Source organism: Sedimentibacter sp. zth1, from assembly GCF_017352195.1.
Lineage (GTDB): Bacteria > Bacillota > Clostridia > Tissierellales > Sedimentibacteraceae > UBA1535.
This window is the reverse complement of sequence record NZ_CP071445.1, coordinates 1,651,996-1,670,811: the sequence shown is the minus strand read 5'-3', so window position 1 is coordinate 1,670,811 and position 18,816 is coordinate 1,651,996. Positions and strand designations below refer to the sequence as shown.

Annotated in this window: 15 protein-coding genes; 13 read left to right on the top strand and 2 right to left on the bottom strand. The window is 30.5% G+C overall.

All coding sequences use genetic code 11. From position 1 onward, the window contains the following. Positions 1-5: 5 nt before the first annotated feature. The 13 genes from JYG23_RS08365 (at position 6) to JYG23_RS08305 (ending at position 16,880) form a co-directional block, all read left to right on the top strand. Positions 6-1,856, top strand: a complete 1,851-nt coding sequence (locus JYG23_RS08365) for an ABC transporter permease subunit (RefSeq protein ID WP_207235164.1) — start codon at positions 6-8, stop codon at positions 1,854-1,856. 11 nt (positions 1,857-1,867) lie between these two features. Then, the gene (locus tag JYG23_RS08360; RefSeq protein ID WP_207235163.1) at positions 1,868-2,860 is read left to right on the top strand and encodes an ABC transporter ATP-binding protein; all 993 of its coding nucleotides are present in this window, start codon (positions 1,868-1,870) and stop codon (positions 2,858-2,860) included. Next, positions 2,850-4,298, top strand: a complete 1,449-nt coding sequence (locus JYG23_RS14860) for an oligopeptide/dipeptide ABC transporter ATP-binding protein (RefSeq protein WP_207235162.1) — start codon at positions 2,850-2,852, stop codon at positions 4,296-4,298. Before JYG23_RS08360 ends, JYG23_RS14860 begins: the two co-directional genes overlap by 11 nt. After that, entirely contained in the window at positions 4,298-4,489 is a 192-nt protein-coding gene (locus tag JYG23_RS08350; RefSeq protein ID WP_207238045.1) for a hypothetical protein, read from the top strand. The genes JYG23_RS14860 and JYG23_RS08350 overlap by 1 nt, the downstream gene beginning before the upstream one ends. A gap of 378 nt (positions 4,490-4,867) precedes the next feature. Continuing rightward, positions 4,868-6,658, top strand: a complete 1,791-nt coding sequence (gene glmS / locus JYG23_RS08345; protein WP_207235161.1) for a glutamine--fructose-6-phosphate transaminase (isomerizing) — start codon at positions 4,868-4,870, stop codon at positions 6,656-6,658. A gap of 488 nt (positions 6,659-7,146) precedes the next feature. Further along, on the top strand, positions 7,147-8,064 hold the full coding sequence (locus JYG23_RS08340; RefSeq protein ID WP_207235160.1) for an ABC transporter permease: 918 nt from the start codon (positions 7,147-7,149) through the stop codon (positions 8,062-8,064). 11 nt (positions 8,065-8,075) lie between these two features. Continuing rightward, positions 8,076-9,314, top strand: coding sequence for an ABC transporter permease (locus tag JYG23_RS08335; protein ID WP_207235159.1), 1,239 nt, complete (start codon positions 8,076-8,078; stop codon positions 9,312-9,314). A 15-nt stretch (positions 9,315-9,329) separates the two neighbouring features. Continuing rightward, entirely contained in the window at positions 9,330-10,364 is a 1,035-nt protein-coding gene (locus JYG23_RS08330) for an ABC transporter ATP-binding protein (protein WP_207235158.1), read from the top strand. Further along, positions 10,357-11,337, top strand: coding sequence for an ABC transporter ATP-binding protein (locus JYG23_RS08325; RefSeq protein WP_207235157.1), 981 nt, complete (start codon positions 10,357-10,359; stop codon positions 11,335-11,337). Before JYG23_RS08330 ends, JYG23_RS08325 begins: the two co-directional genes overlap by 8 nt. 45 nt (positions 11,338-11,382) lie before the next feature. Next, the gene (locus JYG23_RS08320) at positions 11,383-13,056 is read left to right on the top strand and encodes a peptide ABC transporter substrate-binding protein (RefSeq protein ID WP_207235156.1); all 1,674 of its coding nucleotides are present in this window, start codon (positions 11,383-11,385) and stop codon (positions 13,054-13,056) included. Between the two features lie 258 nt (positions 13,057-13,314). After that, a complete protein-coding gene (locus JYG23_RS08315; RefSeq protein WP_207235155.1) occupies positions 13,315-13,698 on the top strand; it encodes a RidA family protein in 384 nt (127 codons plus the stop codon). A 157-nt stretch (positions 13,699-13,855) separates the two neighbouring features. Beyond that, positions 13,856-14,707: a bifunctional 5,10-methylenetetrahydrofolate dehydrogenase/5,10-methenyltetrahydrofolate cyclohydrolase gene (locus JYG23_RS08310; protein WP_207235154.1), complete on the top strand. Its 852-nt coding sequence runs from the start codon at positions 13,856-13,858 to the stop codon at positions 14,705-14,707. 286 nt (positions 14,708-14,993) lie between these two features. Further along, positions 14,994-16,880: a WG repeat-containing protein gene (locus tag JYG23_RS08305; RefSeq protein WP_207235153.1), complete on the top strand. Its 1,887-nt coding sequence runs from the start codon at positions 14,994-14,996 to the stop codon at positions 16,878-16,880. 67 nt (positions 16,881-16,947) lie between these two features. On the opposite strand, the gene JYG23_RS08300 is transcribed toward JYG23_RS08305, so the two are convergent. Together JYG23_RS08300 and JYG23_RS08295 are read right to left on the bottom strand one after the other, a co-directional pair. Further along, positions 16,948-18,486: an FAD-dependent oxidoreductase gene (locus tag JYG23_RS08300; protein WP_207235152.1), complete on the bottom strand. Its 1,539-nt coding sequence runs from the start codon at positions 18,484-18,486 to the stop codon at positions 16,948-16,950. Between the two features lie 83 nt (positions 18,487-18,569). Further along, positions 18,570-18,815: a small, acid-soluble spore protein, alpha/beta type gene (locus tag JYG23_RS08295; protein WP_207235151.1), complete on the bottom strand. Its 246-nt coding sequence runs from the start codon at positions 18,813-18,815 to the stop codon at positions 18,570-18,572. Position 18,816: the final 1 nt, after the last annotated feature.

Below are 18,816 nucleotides of genomic sequence, written 5' to 3'. Positions count from 1 at the left end.
AATAAATGGATAATAAGAGTAAGCATAAAAAAAGCGGATTTTTAAAATTAATTTCTAATACATTTAAGGGAATGTTTTTGGGAAATAACCATGTTGAAATGTCTGTATTTGAAGAAGAGAAAATGCAAAGTCCTTTTAGAACCGCTGTAAGTAATTTCTTTGACAGAAAATTATCTGTAGTAGCATTAGTAATATTTATATTAGTTTTTCTAAGCTGTTTTGTTTTATCTGTCGTATTTCCAATTGATATTACTTTTCAAGATACAACACAACAGGATATATCACCTGGATTTAATATGATGAAAATTCCAAAAGAACTTAACGGTAATGTTAAAACTATAAGCGGTGGTTCAACATTTGGAGTTGGAGTTGACAACGATGGGGAGCTATATACTTGGGGTAAAGTAGATAAAAGACTACAAGAAGCTTTGAACAAAAATAATCCAAGTCAATATAAATTTAGATCAGCCTCGGCAGGGCAAAATCATATTTTAGCAATAACAGAGAATGGTGAAGCTATGACATGGTCTGCAAATAGGTTTTCACTTAATAAAATACCAGATTTAATTGAAGGAGCAACAAATATCAAACAAGTATCTGCAGGTTATCAATATTCTGTTGTATTGGATGAGGATGGATTTATGTATATATGGGGTAATATAAATTTTTTAGGTTCGTTAAGCCAATATACTATACCACCTGAAATACAAGGAAATATTGATAAAATTGAGCTTAGTACTGACAACGTCATACTTTTGCTAAAGGACAAAACTGTTAGAGTTTTAGGTGCTGAAACACCTTCTAATTTAAACTGTCCCGATTTAACAAATATAAAAGATATTGCGGCAACTGATAATGTTGCGTGTGCTTTGGACTATAATGGCAAAATAACTGTTTGGGGTAATCCAATGTATAACCTGATGGATGTACCTGCCGATTTGTCAACCGATATAGTGTCAGTTCAAGGGGGACGTTCTCATTTCATTGCAATTGCTTCTAATGGCAAAGCTTATGGATGGGGAAGAAATAACTATGGACAGATTGATATCCCGAATTCAGTAAAAAAAGGGGAAATTAAATTAGCAAATATAGAGACAGGCTACTTTCAAAGTTATGGAATTGATGCAAATGGGAATGTAACTACATGGGGTTTGAAAGGTTATTTACTTGGAAGTGATCAATATGGAAGAGATGTTTTTACAAGAATTATGGCTGGTGGTAAATTAACACTTACTGTAGGATTTGTAGCAGTTTGCATACAAGTTATTATAGGGGTTATTGTAGGTGGATTTGCAGGCTTTTATGGTGGAAAGGTTGATAATCTTCTAATGAGATTTGCTGAAATTGTAGGTGCAATACCATTTTTGCCACTTGCTATGACTTTATCAGTAGTTATTGGTAATAGATTAACAGAGCAGCAAAGAGTTTATTTGATAATGATGTTGCTCGGTTTTCTAGGTTGGAGTGGATTGGCACGTCTGGTAAGAGGTCAAATTTTATCAGAACGAGAAAAAGAGTTTGTATTAGCTGCCAAGGCTACTGGAATAAAAGAGCGTGTTATTATTTTTAGACATATATTACCGAATGTAATAACAATTGTTATCGTAAATGCAACCTTATCGTACGCAACTTCACTGTTAACTGAATCTTCATTATCATATCTAGGTTTTGGTATTTTAGAGCCTAACCCAACATGGGGTAATATGTTGTTTGCATCACAATCATCCAATACTATTGCTAATTTATGGTGGAGATGGGTATTTCCTTCAATAGCGCTTGCGTTAAGTACAATTAGTATAAATATGATTGGTGATGGACTTAGGGATGCCATAGATCCAAAATCAAATGATAGATAGGAGGGTAAAAAATGGCACTGTTAGAAATAAAAGATCTACATACATATTTTGAAACTAAACGTGGTATTGTTAAAGCTGTAAATGGAGTATCATATAGTGTTGAAACAGGTAAAACTTTAGGAGTTGTTGGTGAAAGCGGAAGCGGAAAAAGTGTTGCTGCAATGAGCATATTACAGTTACTTGATGGTAATGGATATATAGAAAGTGGAAGTATAAAGTTTAAGAATACAGAGCTAACCAAGCTAAGCCTTGATGAAATGTACAAAATTCGTGGTAATGATATTTCAGTTATATTTCAAGAACCTATGACAAGTTTGAATCCTATTTTTACTGTAGAGAGACAAATTGGTGAGTCATTCATGATACATCAAAATATGAAGAAAAAAGAAGCATATATAAAAGCCATTGAAATATTAAGCGATGTAAAAATACCAAATCCAGAAAGTGTTGCAAAACAGTATCCACATCAATTATCAGGTGGAATGAGACAAAGGGTAATGATTGCAATGGCCCTAGCATGCAAACCGAATTTGCTAATTGCAGATGAACCTACAACTGCGCTTGATGTAACTATTCAAGCTCAAATATTAAAACTTATGAATGATTTGAAAAAAGAAAAAGGAACATCAATACTATTTATTACTCATGATTTAGGAGTAATAAATCAGATGGCTGATAATGTAGCTGTTATGTATTGTGGTGAAGTTGTAGAAATGGCACCAGTTAGAACTATTTTTGGTAAAAATAATTTTTCACATCCCTATACAGAAGGGTTGATGAAATCTATTCCAAGATTGAATACAGAAAAAGACGAAAGACTTGAGGCAATAGAGGGCTCTGTTCCACATCCTCTTGATTTACCAAAAGGATGTAAATTTTCACCTCGCTGCCAATATGCGACAGAAAGGTGTAGAACAAGTGAACCAGCTTTATTAAATGTAGAGGAAAATCATAGCATAAGATGCTTCTACCCTAATAAGGAGGATAGAAAAAATGGAAGATAGAAAAGTTCTTGTAGGCATAAGCGAAATGAAAAAATATTTTCCTGTTAAGAAAACGAAATTATTTCAAAAGGAAAGATTAAATGTTAAAGCTAATGATGGAATAACACTTGACATATTTGAAGGTGAAACAGTAGGACTTGTTGGTGAAAGTGGATGTGGGAAATCGACGTTTGGACGTGTTTTACTACAATTGTATCCTCAAACATCAGGTAGAACAATGTACTATGGAAGAACAATAGAGGAATTTCATCCTAAATATATAGAAGAATTACTAAAAAATATTAAGCATGAAATACACAAGCATCATATGCTTGAAGAAGAAAGACTAAAATTAGAAGATGATATTAAAAAAAGCCCTAATAATTATGATGTTATATATAATTTGCAGGAGAAAAGAAAGAAAAGTAAAGAACTGTTTCTAGATATAACTAATATTATAGGTGGATTTATAATTGATGAAGACGTAGAAAAGGTAGCTAAATATTTTTTGGAAGAATATAGGGCTAAACTTCAGATAGTAAAGCTTAAAAATTCACTTGATACAGCAAAACAGAAGGAATTAGTAAAATTAAATAGACAACTAGATGAACAAAAGGAAATTATTAATTTAAACAGAAAACTTATAAATGAAGAAAAAAGAAGATTTGATAAAAATCCAAAATTTGATGAATATGAGAAAAACCTAGATATTGGAATTAATTTAGCTAAGCTTGAATACAATGAAATTAGAGTGTTAAGAAAGGATTTACAAATAATTTTTCAAGACCCATATTCATCATTAAATCCTAAGATGACAGTAGGACAAATCATTGGCGAAGGATTAATGGCACATGGTTTCTTTAAAAAGAATGATGATAAAATGCAGAATTATGTTATGAACGTAATGGAAGATTGTGGTTTATCAGGATATATGCTACATCGTTATCCGCATCAATTTTCTGGGGGACAAAGACAAAGAATTGGTATTGCACGGGCACTTGCGTTAAAACCTAAATTTGTGGTATGTGATGAGGCTGTTAGCGCACTTGATGTTTCGATTCAGTCACAAATAATTAACTTGCTGCTTGATTTAAAAGAAAAAGAGGAATTGACATATTTGTTTATATCTCATGATTTAAGCGTAGTAAAATATATTAGCGATAGAATAGGTGTAATGTATTTAGGTAATATAGTTGAATTGGCTGATACTGAACAAATATTCTCAAACCCATTGCACCCATATACAGAAGCATTAATGTCAGCTATACCAACAACAGATAATAAACTAGAAGAAGCTATATTACTTGAAGGTGATATTCCAAGCCCTATAAAACCTCCAAAGGGATGCAAATTTCATACGAGATGTCCTAAGTGTATGGATATTTGTAAAAAAGTTACTCCTGAGTTCATAGAATATGAAGAGGGTCACTTTGTAGCTTGTCATTTGAGGACAAAATAATGTTTGGAAATAATAAAGTTAAAAAGGTACTTAGTGCAACAAGAGTTAATATGCAAAATGCACCAGAGAAAATTGAACTTGAAAAAAATGATATGTTAGCTTTGATTATAGCTGGATTTGTTGCGTTGTTGCCAGCACTTCTTGTTGTATTAGTTTTAATTATTGGTGTTTCTCTGTTTTTTTTAAGATAGTTTACAAATTATCTTATGTACAATTAGCAATGTTTATGTTAAAATTACTGTAGTCAATAGACTACAGTAATTTTTTAATTATAACGTTAGGTAAAATAAAGATAAATTAGGAGGTTTAATTAGTTAATATATAAGCGCCTGAACTTATTTAAGTTGACGAGGACAGAGAAATTCGAAAATTCGGCGGGTACTCTGCGGCATGCTTGGTCGTTAGATTTTCACCAAAGCTTTTAGGTAACTAAAAGAACAATATGAAAATCATGAGCATTATATCCTATAAGTATGATTAAATAAAATTACAAAAATGTGAGAAAGCTACATATAATGATAATATGTAGATATTTTAGTATTATAATATTTAATTTAAGGAGAAGTAAAATGTGCGGAATAGTTGGATATGTAGGATATGAAGATGTAAAAGAAATAATACTATCCGGTCTGGAAAAACTTGAATATAGAGGATATGATTCTGCTGGTATAGCAGTCATAAATGAAGATGGAGTGAAAGTTTTTAAAGATAAGGGTAGAATAGCAAATTTGAGAAAAATAATAGATAATAATGCTAAATCAAATATTGGTATTGGACATACAAGATGGGCTACACATGGTGTACCTAATAAAATAAATTCTCATCCACATCAAAGTTGTAGCAAGCGATTTACACTTGTACACAACGGCATTATAGAAAATGATGAATACTTAAGAAGTAAATATTTGAAAAATGTTAAGTTTGAAAGTAATACTGATACTGAAACGGTAGTACAACTTATACAAAAATTTGTAGATAATGGTGAAAATGTCGATTTAGCAATAAGACATACAATGAGTGAAATCAAAGGGTCATATGCACTTGCTATATTGGATAATGAGAATCCTGAAATAATATATGCTGCGAAAAATAAGTCCCCGTTATTAGTGGGTATTGGAAAGGGATTTAATATGGTAGGTAGTGATGCTATGGCAATGATATCACTTACCAATGAATTCTATGAATTAGATGATAAAGAATTTATTAAAATTACAAAAGATAAAATAGAAATTTACACCATATATGGAAATAAAGTTGATAAAAAATCTTATAAAGCAGATATAGATACAGCAGATATAGAAAAAGGTGTATATCCTCATTACATGATGAAAGAAATTGAAGAGCAACCGTTTGTTGTAAGAAGGATTATGAACGAATATAGTGATGATAATGGAAAACCTATAGTAGACAAAGATATATTAAGTGATGTTAAGAATTCAGATAAAATATATATTATTGCATGTGGTACTAGTTACCATGCAGGTCTAGTAGGAAAACAGTTATTAGAAAAAATAGCTCAAAAGCCTGCTGAGGTTATAATAGCAAGCGAATTTATTTACAATATGCCACTTTTAAGTAAGAAACCATTATTCTTATTTATTTCACAAAGTGGTGAGACAGCTGATTGTAGAGCTGTTTTGGTAAAAGTTAAGAAAATGGGTTATAAGACAATAGCTTTAACAAATGTGAAAGGTTCAACTTTATCAAGAGAAGCAAATCATACATTATTGTTGTATGCAGGACCAGAAATAGCTGTTGCTTCTACAAAAGCATATACAGCTCAAATTACCGTTTTGTCTATATTATCTACCCTAATTTATAATAGCTTAGGTATTGATATATTTAGAGAGTTAAGTATTGCGGCTAATGTTATGGAATCTTTGTGTGATAACGCTGATATATATAAAGATTTAGCTAAAGAATTTTTAGTTGGTCAAAGAAGTTGCTTTTATATTGGCAGACATATGGACTATTTTGTTTGTGTAGAGGCGGCATTGAAGTTAAAAGAAATATCATATATTCAAACTGAAGGATTTGCTGCAGGCGAGTTAAAACATGGTACTATAGCACTTATAGAAGAAAACACTCCGGTTATTGCAATTATTACTCATGAGTCAATAAATCTAAATACAAGAAGCAATATCAAAGAAGTAAAAGCTAGAGGTGCTAAAACATTGATTATCTCAATGAAAAAAATTAGTACAGATACTGACCAAATTATAGTTGATAATGTGCATGAAATATTATCACCATTAGTTTCAATTATACCTGCACAATATTTATCGTACTATGCAGCATTGCAAAAGGGATGTGACATAGATAAGCCAAGAAATCTTGCAAAATCTGTTACGGTTGAGTAGCATTGAATAAATTAATAATAAAAATTTATTAAATAAATAAGAAGTTCTAATTAATAGAGATTTAAAAATCTAAATGTTAATTAGAACTTTTTTTATTTTCCTATTTTGGAGTATGTTTTTAGAATAATTATTAATAAATATACAAATATCGACAAAAGCATACTGCATATTTAAATTAAAGTTTGAATAATGTTGAAAAATGTCGGAAAATGTATAAAATAAGGTATTTAATTTATACTATATAAAAATACAAGAATATATCAACAAAAAATCACATATAATAGTCAGGAAATTTACTAAAATTGTATTTTAAATTCATATTTTTGAATTGACATTTCTGAAAATATGGTTAAAATATAAGTATAGAAACGTTTTCCATATATGCTATTATACATAATACAATTAAAAATTAAGTAATAATAATAAAGCTTGTTTAATAAATATATATAGATAACGTATAAACATAAGAGTACAGAAAGGAGAGTTAAATGACAAGGTATATTTTAAAAAGAATATTTTCAGCAATAATTACAATTTGGTTTGTAATGACTATTACATTTATTTTAATGCACAACCTTCCAGGGGATCCTTTTGCAGGTGAACGTGCAATGGATCCAGTAGTAAGGCAATCCATTGATGAACAGTATGGGTTCGATAAGCCATTCATTGTACAGTATGTAAAATATTTAGGAAATTTTGTGACCGGTGATTTTGGTATTTCATTTAAAAAGCGTGGGGTAGAAACTATAAAAATTATAGAAGCGGGATTTCCATATTCAGCAAGGATAGGTGGAGCGGCTATAATAGGAATTGTTATTTTTGGAATTCTATTTGGGATTATTGCAGCATTGAAGCAGAATAAAGCTTTTGATAGAATTGCAATGGTATTGGCTACATTAGGGGCTACAATTCCAAGCTTTGTTATTGCTACTGGTTTTATATATATATTTAATAGAAAGTTAGGTCTAGTGCCATCCTACGGAGTAAGTAGTTGGAAAGGATATATAGGACCTGCTATAGCAATAGGAATGTTTTCGTTGTCATATGTAACAAGGCTTACTAGATCATCTGTTTTAGAAGTTTTACAGCAAGATTACATAAGAACAGCTAGAGCAAAAGGAATATCAGAGAAAGTAGTAATAGGGAAACATGCACTTAGAAATGCTCTAATACCGATAGTTACCTATGTAGGACCAATGATTGCAAGTATATTAACTGGATCATTTGTTGCTGAAAAGGTTTTTGGTATTTCTGGTATAGGTCAATTGTTTACTACAAGTATAACGAATAGAGATTATCCTGTTATAATGGGCGTTACAGTATTCTTTGCAATGTTTTTAGTTGTAGCAGTTTTAATAGTAGATATTGTATATGTAATAATTGATCCTCGTATAAAATTTGAATAGGAGTATATATTATGTGGGAATTATTAGAAAAATCCGAGAAAAACGCAGAAAAAGTTGAAAGACCCAGCCTTACATATTGGCAGGATGCTTGGAGAAGATTAAAGCTTAATAAAGTAGCAGTTTTCTCTTTAGCTATAATTGTGCTTATACTCTTGATAGCAATAATTGTACCTTTTTTATGGCCAATAAAATACACAGATCAAGTTCTTGAATTTGCAAATACACCGCCGAGACTTAAAATTTATGATTTAGGTGATGGTAACTTTATATATGTAACCAATGAAAATAGAGTTATAGAGATAACAGAGGATGGAAAGCTTATAAAAATGGCGCAAGTAATATTGGACGATAAAGAAAATAGAATGTATGAGTTCAAGGTTGGAGACAACACAGTAGTTGTTGATTACAGTCCATATTATTTAGCAAAGAAAGAACTAATACAAATCAAGAAAAAAGCAAGACATGATTCTTCGATTGATGTTATAAAAGAAGAACAGAGAGTTGAAAATATATCAAGGAGTAATATATATTGTAATGATCAAATGATTTCAGTAGCAAAAACTGTATGGAATAAAACTTATAAATTAGGTACTGATTCACTTGGTAGAGATATGTTTATTAGATTAGTATATGGTGCTAGAATATCATTAACAGTTGGTATTGCAGCAGCTATAATGAATTTCTTTATAGGAGTACTATATGGAGGAATATCTGGTTATTTCGGTGGAAGAACAGATAATATAATGATGAGAATAGTTGATACTATTAGTTCTATTCCTATGTTACTATATGTTATTCTTTTAGCAGTTTTATTGGATGATACAGGAATTTGGACAATAATTTTGGCTATGTCACTTACTTATTGGGAAAGTATGGCAAGGCTAGTAAGAGGAGAAGTGCTAAGCTTAAAAGAACAGGAGTTTATACTAGCTGCACAAACTATAGGAGCTTCAACTAAAAGGATTTTGTTAAGACATTTAGTACCAAATATTATGGGACCAGTTATGGTATCTATAACAATGCAAATTCCAGCAGCTATATTTACTGAAGCTTTTCTAAGCTTTATAGGACTTGGCGTTTCAGCTCCAATGGCTTCATGGGGTAAATTATGTAATGATGCATTATCGTCATTCTTAACTTATCCATACCAATTATTCTTCCCAGCAATTGCAATATCAATAACAATATTAGCGTTTAATTTACTCGGCGATGGTCTAAGAGACGCTTTAGACCCTAAACTTAGAAAGTAGAAAGAGGTGGATAATATGACTGAAAAATTATTAGAAGTGAAAGATTTAAGGACATCTTTTTTTACTCATCTTGGTGAAGTAAAAGCAATAAGAGGAATTAACTTTCACGTTAACAAATCTGAAGCTATAGGTATAGTAGGAGAGAGTGGTAGTGGTAAAAGTGTTACATCTTTATCTATTATGAAATTATTATTGTATCCTGGTAAAATAGTTGGAGGAGAAATATTATTTAAAGGTGAAGATCTTGTCAAAAAAACAAATAAAGAAATGATGGATATAAGAGGAAACAATATAGCAATGATCTTCCAAGATCCAATGACAGCGCTAAATCCGCTTTTTACAATTGGAAATCAGATAAGTGAATCTATATTGAAACATCAAAATTTATCTAAAAAAGATGCGAAAGAAAAATCTATTGAAATGCTTAAACTTGTAGGAATACCTGATCCGGAGAAAAGAATTAAAAATTATCCTCACGAATACAGTGGTGGTATGAGACAACGTGCTATGATTGCTATGGCACTTTCTTGTGAACCGGAATTGCTTATTGCAGATGAGCCTACAACTGCTTTGGATGTAACTATTCAAGCACAAATTTTGGAACTTATGAAGCAATTGAATAAGCAGTTTGATACATCCACTATATTAATAACACATGATTTAGGAGTTGTATCTGACGTATGTGAGAGAATCGTTGTAATGTATGGTGGATTAATTATGGAACAAGGTAGTAAAAGAGATATTTTTTATTCCCCTATGCATCCGTATACTATGGGATTATTAAAGTCCATACCTAGAGTAAGTACTGACACAAAAATCAGATTACTTCCAATACAGGGTACACCACCGGATTTATTAAATCCGCCTATTGGATGCCCATTTGCTAGCAGATGTGATTATGCCATGAAAATTTGCGCTCAAAAACAACCACCTTATTTTGTAGATGAAAAAAATCCTAATCACCAAGCTATGTGCTGGTTGTTACATAAGGATGCACCTTTTAATAAAGAGTACGAAGGTCAAAAAGGAGGCGTAAAAGTAAATGGCTAATATTGAAAAACTAATTGAAATTAATAATTTGAAAAAATATTTTGTTAAAAGAGCTGGCGCTTTAGGGGCTAAAATTGAATATATTAAAGCGGTAGATGATATTACGTTTTTTATAAATAAAGGGGAAACATTAGGTTTAGTTGGAGAATCAGGTTGTGGTAAGTCAACTACTGGAAGAACAATTATAAGACTTTATGAACCAACAGCTGGAGAAATATTATACAGGGGTGTTGATATCGCAAAAATGGGTAAGCAACAGCTGATGGAATACAGAAAAAAAATGCAGATGATTTTTCAAGATCCGTATGCATCACTCGATCCAAGAATGACAGTAGCTGATACCATTGGAGAGCCACTTGATATAAATAAACTTGCTTCAGGCAAGGAAAGGCAAGAGAGAATATTCGAACTATTGCATAAGGTTGGTTTAGGCAAGGATCACGCAAGTAGATATCCACATGAATTTAGTGGTGGTCAAAGGCAACGTATAGGTATAGCAAGAGCATTGGCGGTAAATCCTGAGTTTGTTATTTGTGATGAGCCGATTTCAGCACTTGATGTGTCAATACAAGCACAGGTTATTAATATGTTAGAAGATTTGCAAAGTGAATTTGGATTAACATATTTGTTTATTGCACATGATTTATCAATGGTTAAACATATATCCAGTAGAGTAGGAGTAATGTATTTAGGAAGCTTAGTTGAATTAGCAGATAAGAGTGAATTATATAATAATCCTGAACATCCATATACAAAAGCATTGTTGTCATCTATTCCAGTGCCAGATCCAGATAAATCAGAGCAAATTAAAAGAATAGTTTTAGAGGGTGACGTTCCAAGTCCTCTCAATCCACCATCTGGTTGTAAATTTAGAACTAGATGTAAATATGCAATGGAAAAGTGTGCTGAAGAAACACCTGCATTAAGAGATATAGGTTCTAATCACTTTGTTGCATGTCATTTAGATATGTAAGCGTATGCTTATTATATAATTATATAAAAAAACGGGAGGAATAAAATGAAAAAAATATTAGCAATCTTAATTGTATTCACAATGTTATTGGCATTGCCAGTTGGTTGTGGAAAAGAAATGAGCACAACTTATTTAAAATGGAATATTGGCGCAGAACCAAAAACTTTTGACCCTGCATTAAATAATGCTGTTGATGGAGGACACGTTATAGCAAATACATTTGAAGGTTTATTAATTGATACTAGAGAAGGTATGATAGCTGGTCAAGCAAAGAAATATGAGGTTTCAGACGATGGTACAGTTTATACATTCCACTTAAGAGATGATATAAAATGGTCTGATGGTCAACCTGTAAAAGCTCAAGATTTTGAGTATGCTTGGAAGAGAGTTTGTGCTCCTGAAACTTCATCAGAATATTCATTTATTATGGCACCATACTTAAAAAATGGTATGAACTATTTAAATAAAAAATGTTCAGCTGACGAAGTTGGAGTTAAAGCTTTAGATGAGAAAACATTAGAAGTTACTTTAGAAAATGCATGTTCATACTTTCCAAGTTTGGTATCTTTCTACACTTACATGCCAGTTAGACAAGATATAATTGAACAATATGGTGAAGGTTGGGATAAAAACCCTGAGAGCTATATTTGCAATGGACCTTTTGTTCTTGAAGAATACCAAATTGGTTCGCACATAAAATTAAAGAAAAATGAAAACTACTACGATGCCAAAAATGTTAATTTAGCAGGTATTAAGGGAGATATGATTACAGAATCTACAACTGCACTTAATGCTTATCAAGCTGGAGATATTCAAGTTAATGATTTAATTCCTTCAGATGAAATTCCAAGATTACAAGCTGAAGATCCTAACTTCCATATTACTGCACAAGTTGCTACATATTATGCTATGTTCAACTGCGATAAAGCTCCTATGAATGACATTAGAGTTAGAAAAGCATTTACACTTGCAATAGATAGAAAGCAAATATGTGAGCAAGTAACAAAAGGTGGCGAATTACCAGCAACTGGAATTATACCATCGAACCTTTATTACTCAGATGGTAGTTCTTGTAGAACATTGGATGAAAATGGAAATTGTGTTACTGAATTTGATATTGATCCAAATAAAGCAAGTATAGAAATGGCTCAACAATTATTAGCTGATGCTGGTTACCCAAATGGAGAAGGTTTCCCAACAATAACATACATCTATAATACACATGAAGACCACCAAAAAATAGCTGAAACTTTACAGGAAATGTGGAAAAATAATTTAGGCATTAACGTTGAATTAGCTAATGAAGAGTGGGCAGTATTCCAAGATACTAGAAGAGATGGTAATTTTGATATAGCAAGAGGTGGATGGTTAGGTGACTATCCAGAGCCAATGACTATGCTTGATCTATATACTTCTTATTCTGGAAATAATGACTGTCAATGGAGATGGAATGAACAACCAGTAGTTGCACCTCATGATAAAATTCTTAATCCTGAAAATAAAGCGTTTGATGAAGCTATAGCAGAAGCAATGATTACAACAGGAAAAGAAAAAGATGCTGCTTATAAAAAAGCTGAAAGTGTTTTGATGAATGATTATATATTAATGCCAATGTACTACTATACTAACAAGTTCGTAATTGATGAAGCTAAGGTCGAAGGCGTTGAAAGAACAAGAATGGACAATTGGATTTTCAAAAATGCGGAAATGGTAGAATAATTTAATAAAATTTAGAGCTATTGCCATATTGATATATTCAGTAGAGCAATAGCTCTTTTTCTTTACAATAAATGAACGATTTGATGTGCAGGATAAGAGAGGACTTAAAAAGTATATTCAATTAATTACAAAATATGTGATATTTCCCGAGAAATTTATATAATAGAAAATATTATAAAATATAAAGTTTTCAATCTTGCTATTTTTTAGACTATACTATATAATTGTAATTGAAAAAATAGAAAGAGGTGTTATAAAATGAGCAATAAAATGATAAATAGCAATAATGCTCCTAAAGCAATAGGGCCTTACTCACATTCTGTAAGAACTGGAGATTTATTATACATATCTGGCCAAATTCCAGTTGTACCAGCTACAGGAGAAGTTGCAGGAGATACATTTAAAAGTCAAACTGAGCAATCCATGAAAAATATTTTAGCTATATTAGAAGAAGTAGGATTGAACTTTGACAATGTTGTAAAAACAAACATATTTATTACTGATATGTCAAAATTTTCTGACGTTAATGAAGTATATTCTACATTCTTCAAAGATTATTTTCCAGCAAGAGCTTGTGTTCAAGTAAGTGCATTGCCTAAAAATGTATTAGTTGAAATAGAAGCAGTAGCAAGTTTTAATTAAGCTTATAAAGCACACTTAGAATTAGACATAATCTAGTTTGAAGTGTGCTTTATTTTATTTGAATTTTTTAATAATATTGAAGGTTGCATTGCAACTTTCTATTTATCTAACTAAATTTTAAAGATACAATTTGTATTGAACAATTGAGGAGGAAAAAATGGGCATACTTATAAAAGGAAAACCAGTTGCAGATAAAATAACTGAGGATGTTAAATCAGAAGTTCGAAATTTAAATAGTAGTGGTATACAACCTAAGCTTCAAATTATTAGAGTAGGTGAAAGAGAAGATGATATTGCCTATGAAAGAGGAGCTTTAAAAAGAATGGCAAAATGCGGAATTTTAACTGGTGTTAAAACATTGCCTATAGACATTAGCCAAGATGATTTTATTGAACAAATAAAGTTATCAAATAGTGATGAAACTGTTCATGGGATACTTATATTTAGACCATTGCCTAAACAACTTGACGAAAGTATTATCAAATATATTGTAGATCCTAATAAAGATATTGATTGCTTTAATCCTGTAAATGTAGCAAAGGTAACTGAAGGAGATAAAACTGGATTTGCTCCATGTACTCCATCAGCAGTTATGGAAATTTTAGATTATTATGATGTTGATTTAACAGGTAAAAATGTAGTAGTACTAGGTCGTTCAATGGTTGTTGGAAAGCCTCAAGCATTGTTAATGTTACAGAAAAATGCAACAGTAACAATTTGTCATTCAAAAACCAAAAATTTATCTGAAGTAGCTAGTAAAGCTGATGTGTTAGTAGCAGCAATAGGTAAGGCTAAGTTGGTTTTAAAAGAATTTGTTAAAGAAGATGCAGTTGTTATAGATGTCGGAATTAATGTTGATGATGAAGGAAAACTATGTGGAGACGTAAGAACTGATGAATGCTTAGAAATTGCAAGTATGGTTACACCAGTCCCAGCTGGAGTTGGCTCTGTTACAACATCAGTTTTAGCAAAGCATGTTGTTAGAGCTTGTAAAAGCTTAATTAAATAAACTTGATATTGATAATATATGTCGCAAATCACCATAAAGATTTTATATAAGTTGTAAACATTTTTAATTAAATATAAAAAAATAAATGAGTTTTAATTCTGGGGGGAAGTTAAAACTCATTTTATATTTTAATTGCTAAAACTATTTTGTTGTCATATAGTTTATACCACATAAATGGAAGTTTAAACAAAAAAAATAAATTAATTTAATTATTAAGAAAAATGTTGAATTTTAGCAGACAAAATGTTATATTGAGCTAAACAAACTATCAATAAAGGAGACTTTTATGAAAAAATTAAATAGATTTTTTATAATATTAGGTCTAATGCTCGTTATATGTGTGACAAGTGTTTATGGAGTTGAATACAATTGGTTTGATGAAATTGATATGCCTGATAACATGGAAGAACCCATAAAAATAAAAAAGGATGGACTGTGGGGCCTTATGGATTACGATGGCAATTTAATTTGCAATCCACTTTACTCTGAAATTGGAAAGCTGTCTGACGGATTGTTTTTAGTTAAAAAAGGAAATATTTATGGATTTGTTGATATTGATGGTGAAATGGTTATTAATCCTCAGTTTAGCTATGGACTAGAATTTAACGAAGATTTAGCTGTATTTAATATGTATGGATTGTATGGATATATAGATAAAAAATGCGATATAATTATAAAACCATTATGGACTAAAGCTGAACCTTTTGTAGATGGATTAGCTAAGGTTTCAAATAATGATAATAAGCAGGGATTTATTGATAAACAAGGCAATGTGGTTATACAACCTGTTTGGGATAGTGTAGGACAATTTTCAAATGAATTATGTTCAGTTTCTTCAAACGGTAAAATGGGATATATAAATAAAAACGGTGAAGTTGTAATAGATTTAAATTACGACTGGGTTGAAAAATTTGTTGACGGAACAGCAAGAGTTATTTTAAATGGTAAATATGGTGTGATAAACACTGAAAATAATCAGATAATCGATGCAGAGTGGGATTACATTAGTCAAATAAATAATAGTATATTTACAGTTTCTAAAATTGGTGATAAGCAGCTATACGGATATATTGACAAAACTGGTCATGTGATTTCTTCGCCTATATGGGAAAATACTAAATTATTTAACGAGAATCTTGCACCTGTTAGGTTAAATGAGTTGTGGGGATTTATAGATAAATCAGGGAAATTGATTATTGATTGCAAGTATATACATGCATCATTATTTATTAAAGATGTAGCAGTTGTAAAAGAAAATGAAGGTAGTTATAAAATCATCGATAAGAATGGTAACTTTTTAAATAATATAGAGTACACAAATTATAAAAGTTATATAAATTCACCATATATTGCTGTACTTACAGATGATAAATGGGGAGTTATCAACAATTATGGGGAAACAATTGTTGATAATGTTTATGATGAAATTGCATTGCTTGGTGATAAGTATTTTGCAGTAAAAAAAGATTCTAAATGGGGAATTATTGACTGTAATTCAAATATTATAGTAGATTATAATTGGGATGAAATAGTATCTTTTAATAACAATATGATAGTTGTTAAAAAAGATAATCTTTATACATTAATAAATAAAGAAGGAAAATATCCATTTGTAAGTGATGAGTTAAAAATTCTAGGTAAGCTTGGTTTGATCAAAGGAAATGGAAATGGTATAACATTAGAATATGCAAATAAAACATCTACTAGAATCCAAAGTGCAATAATTGTTCTTAGAATGAATGGGTTAGAGGAACAAGCTTTGTCTTATTCTGGTCAAAATAATTTTAATGAATCTAAAGGATATAGTTGGAAACAAGGAATAAATATTATGGCATTTTTAAAGGATAATCCAGGCGTAGGCTTTATAGGTGACACTAATAATAATTTTATGCCTCTTAGTAACTTGACATATAAGCAGTATGTAAAAGTATTGCTTGAAAATTTAGGATATAAGCAAGATGTGGATTTTAAATATGATGAAACATTGACATTTGTACAAAGCTTGGGTATAGATATAGATAATAAAAATACACTATCAAATAATGATATGGCTGAAATAACTATAAAATTTTTACAAACAAACACAAAAGATGGACAATTGTTGATAGAAAAATTAATTTCAAATAATATTGTTAGTAGAGATACTGCAAAATCTTTAAATTTAGTAAAATAATGAAGTAGGTGTTTTTATGTCGAAGGAGGACATTGATCCCCTAGTAGAGTTACATAGTAACTTCTTATTATAATATATCACTTCTTTTGATTTTAGCATACTTTAGGGACTTAGTGGCTGGACCTTCTATTACATGACCTAATATATCAAACCTTGAGCCATGACATTGGCAGTCCCAAGTCTTATCTTCAGTGTTGAATTCAAGTGAGCAACCAAGATGAGTACATACAGGTTTTATGCAATGAAAATTATCTTCGTCATCAAGGAATACGCCAATATTTGTTATACCAGAATTTATTATAGTACCATCACCATTTTTTAAGTCAAGTACTTCTTTTTTAGAACGCAATAACAATTTTTTTGAATAACCTATTAGTGTATTATAGCTTGCTTTACCAATCTTAAAAACAGATGTAGCATTGATATTCAAGTGCCTATAAGGGTTGAAAATGTTTTCGTAATATGTGATGTTATTATTTAAAATCATGTTGCTTATTATGATAGCTGACGCTGCAGAGTTTGTCATACCCCACTTGCTAAAGCCAGTTGCTACATAAATATCTTTATACAGTTTGCTTATTGGACCTATAAAAGGAATTCGGTCGTGCGACATGCAATCTTGTGTAGACCATTTTGCAAGTATGTCATGTTTAGAAAAATATTTAATCAAAAAATCCTCTAATTTTTTATATGCGTTTTCTTCATTATTAGGTTTTCCAACTGGATGATTGCATCCTCCTAAAAGTAAAATACTGTCTTTGATATTTTTTTGAAATCTAATAGACCTTATGTTCTTGTCAATATTTATATACATTCCATCAAATGGTTTTGTATTTGTTTTACAAGCAATAATATATGATTTTTCTTGAGATTGTTTTATAAAGAATAAGCCTAATAATTTTTTTAGTGGAAAATGTGTTGCAATGATTACTTTGTTTGCAAATACGTCACCATTGTTTGTTATTATTTTATGAGGATTTTCATTTAAACAAACATCTATTGCTTTAGTATTTTCATAAATGTCTATATTGTTTTTATTTAAAATATTAGCTAAAGAGTATAAATATTTTAACGGATTAAATTTATATTGATTTGGTACTTCTAATCCACATGATATAGGAAAATTCATTGAATAAATATCAATTATATTAGATTTTATTCCAATTGCATCATAAGCCTCTTTTTCTGATTTTAAATCATATACTTTTTCATTGTATTTTGAGTATACAACACTAAAATCTTCTTGAAAATCACATGGAATGTTAAGATTGTAAATTATATTTTTATAAAAATTTAAACCATCTAAATTAGCTTTATAATAGTTTTTAGCAGTACTTATACCAAAGTTGCGAATTAAATAATCATATATAAGATTATGCTGTATAGTTATTTTTGCATTTGAGTAGCCACTTACCCCATAGCCTATATGTGTAGAGTCAATGATTCCAATGTTTAATCCTTTGTTCATAAGTAAAAAAGCAGTATTTAACCCTGAAAGACCAGCACCTATAATTAATACATCAAATTTTTTGCCACTAATATTTTTAGTATTTAAATTTCTATATGAAGTAGTTTGATGCCAAAACGAATTATTTTGATAAATCATAATATTCTCCTTTATCATATGTAAAAATGTTACGAGCAATGCTCGTAACATTTTTATAAACTAATTATTGAACAAATAACAGTTTATCTCTTTAAATTATGAAAGTCTTTGTTTATTTGTGCTTTAAATTGTGAGGGTTTATTGTTGGTTATCATTTTTTCGCCCATTCTTACCATTTCTTTAACTGCGAGACCGTTAACTAGTGCTGGATACATTTTATCTTTCATATCACTTGGAGGAGTGTATCCTATGTCAGATGCTATTTCCATCTTTAACATGTCAAGAGCTTGTTTTGATTCTGGTACAATTAACTTATTTCTACTTGCCATT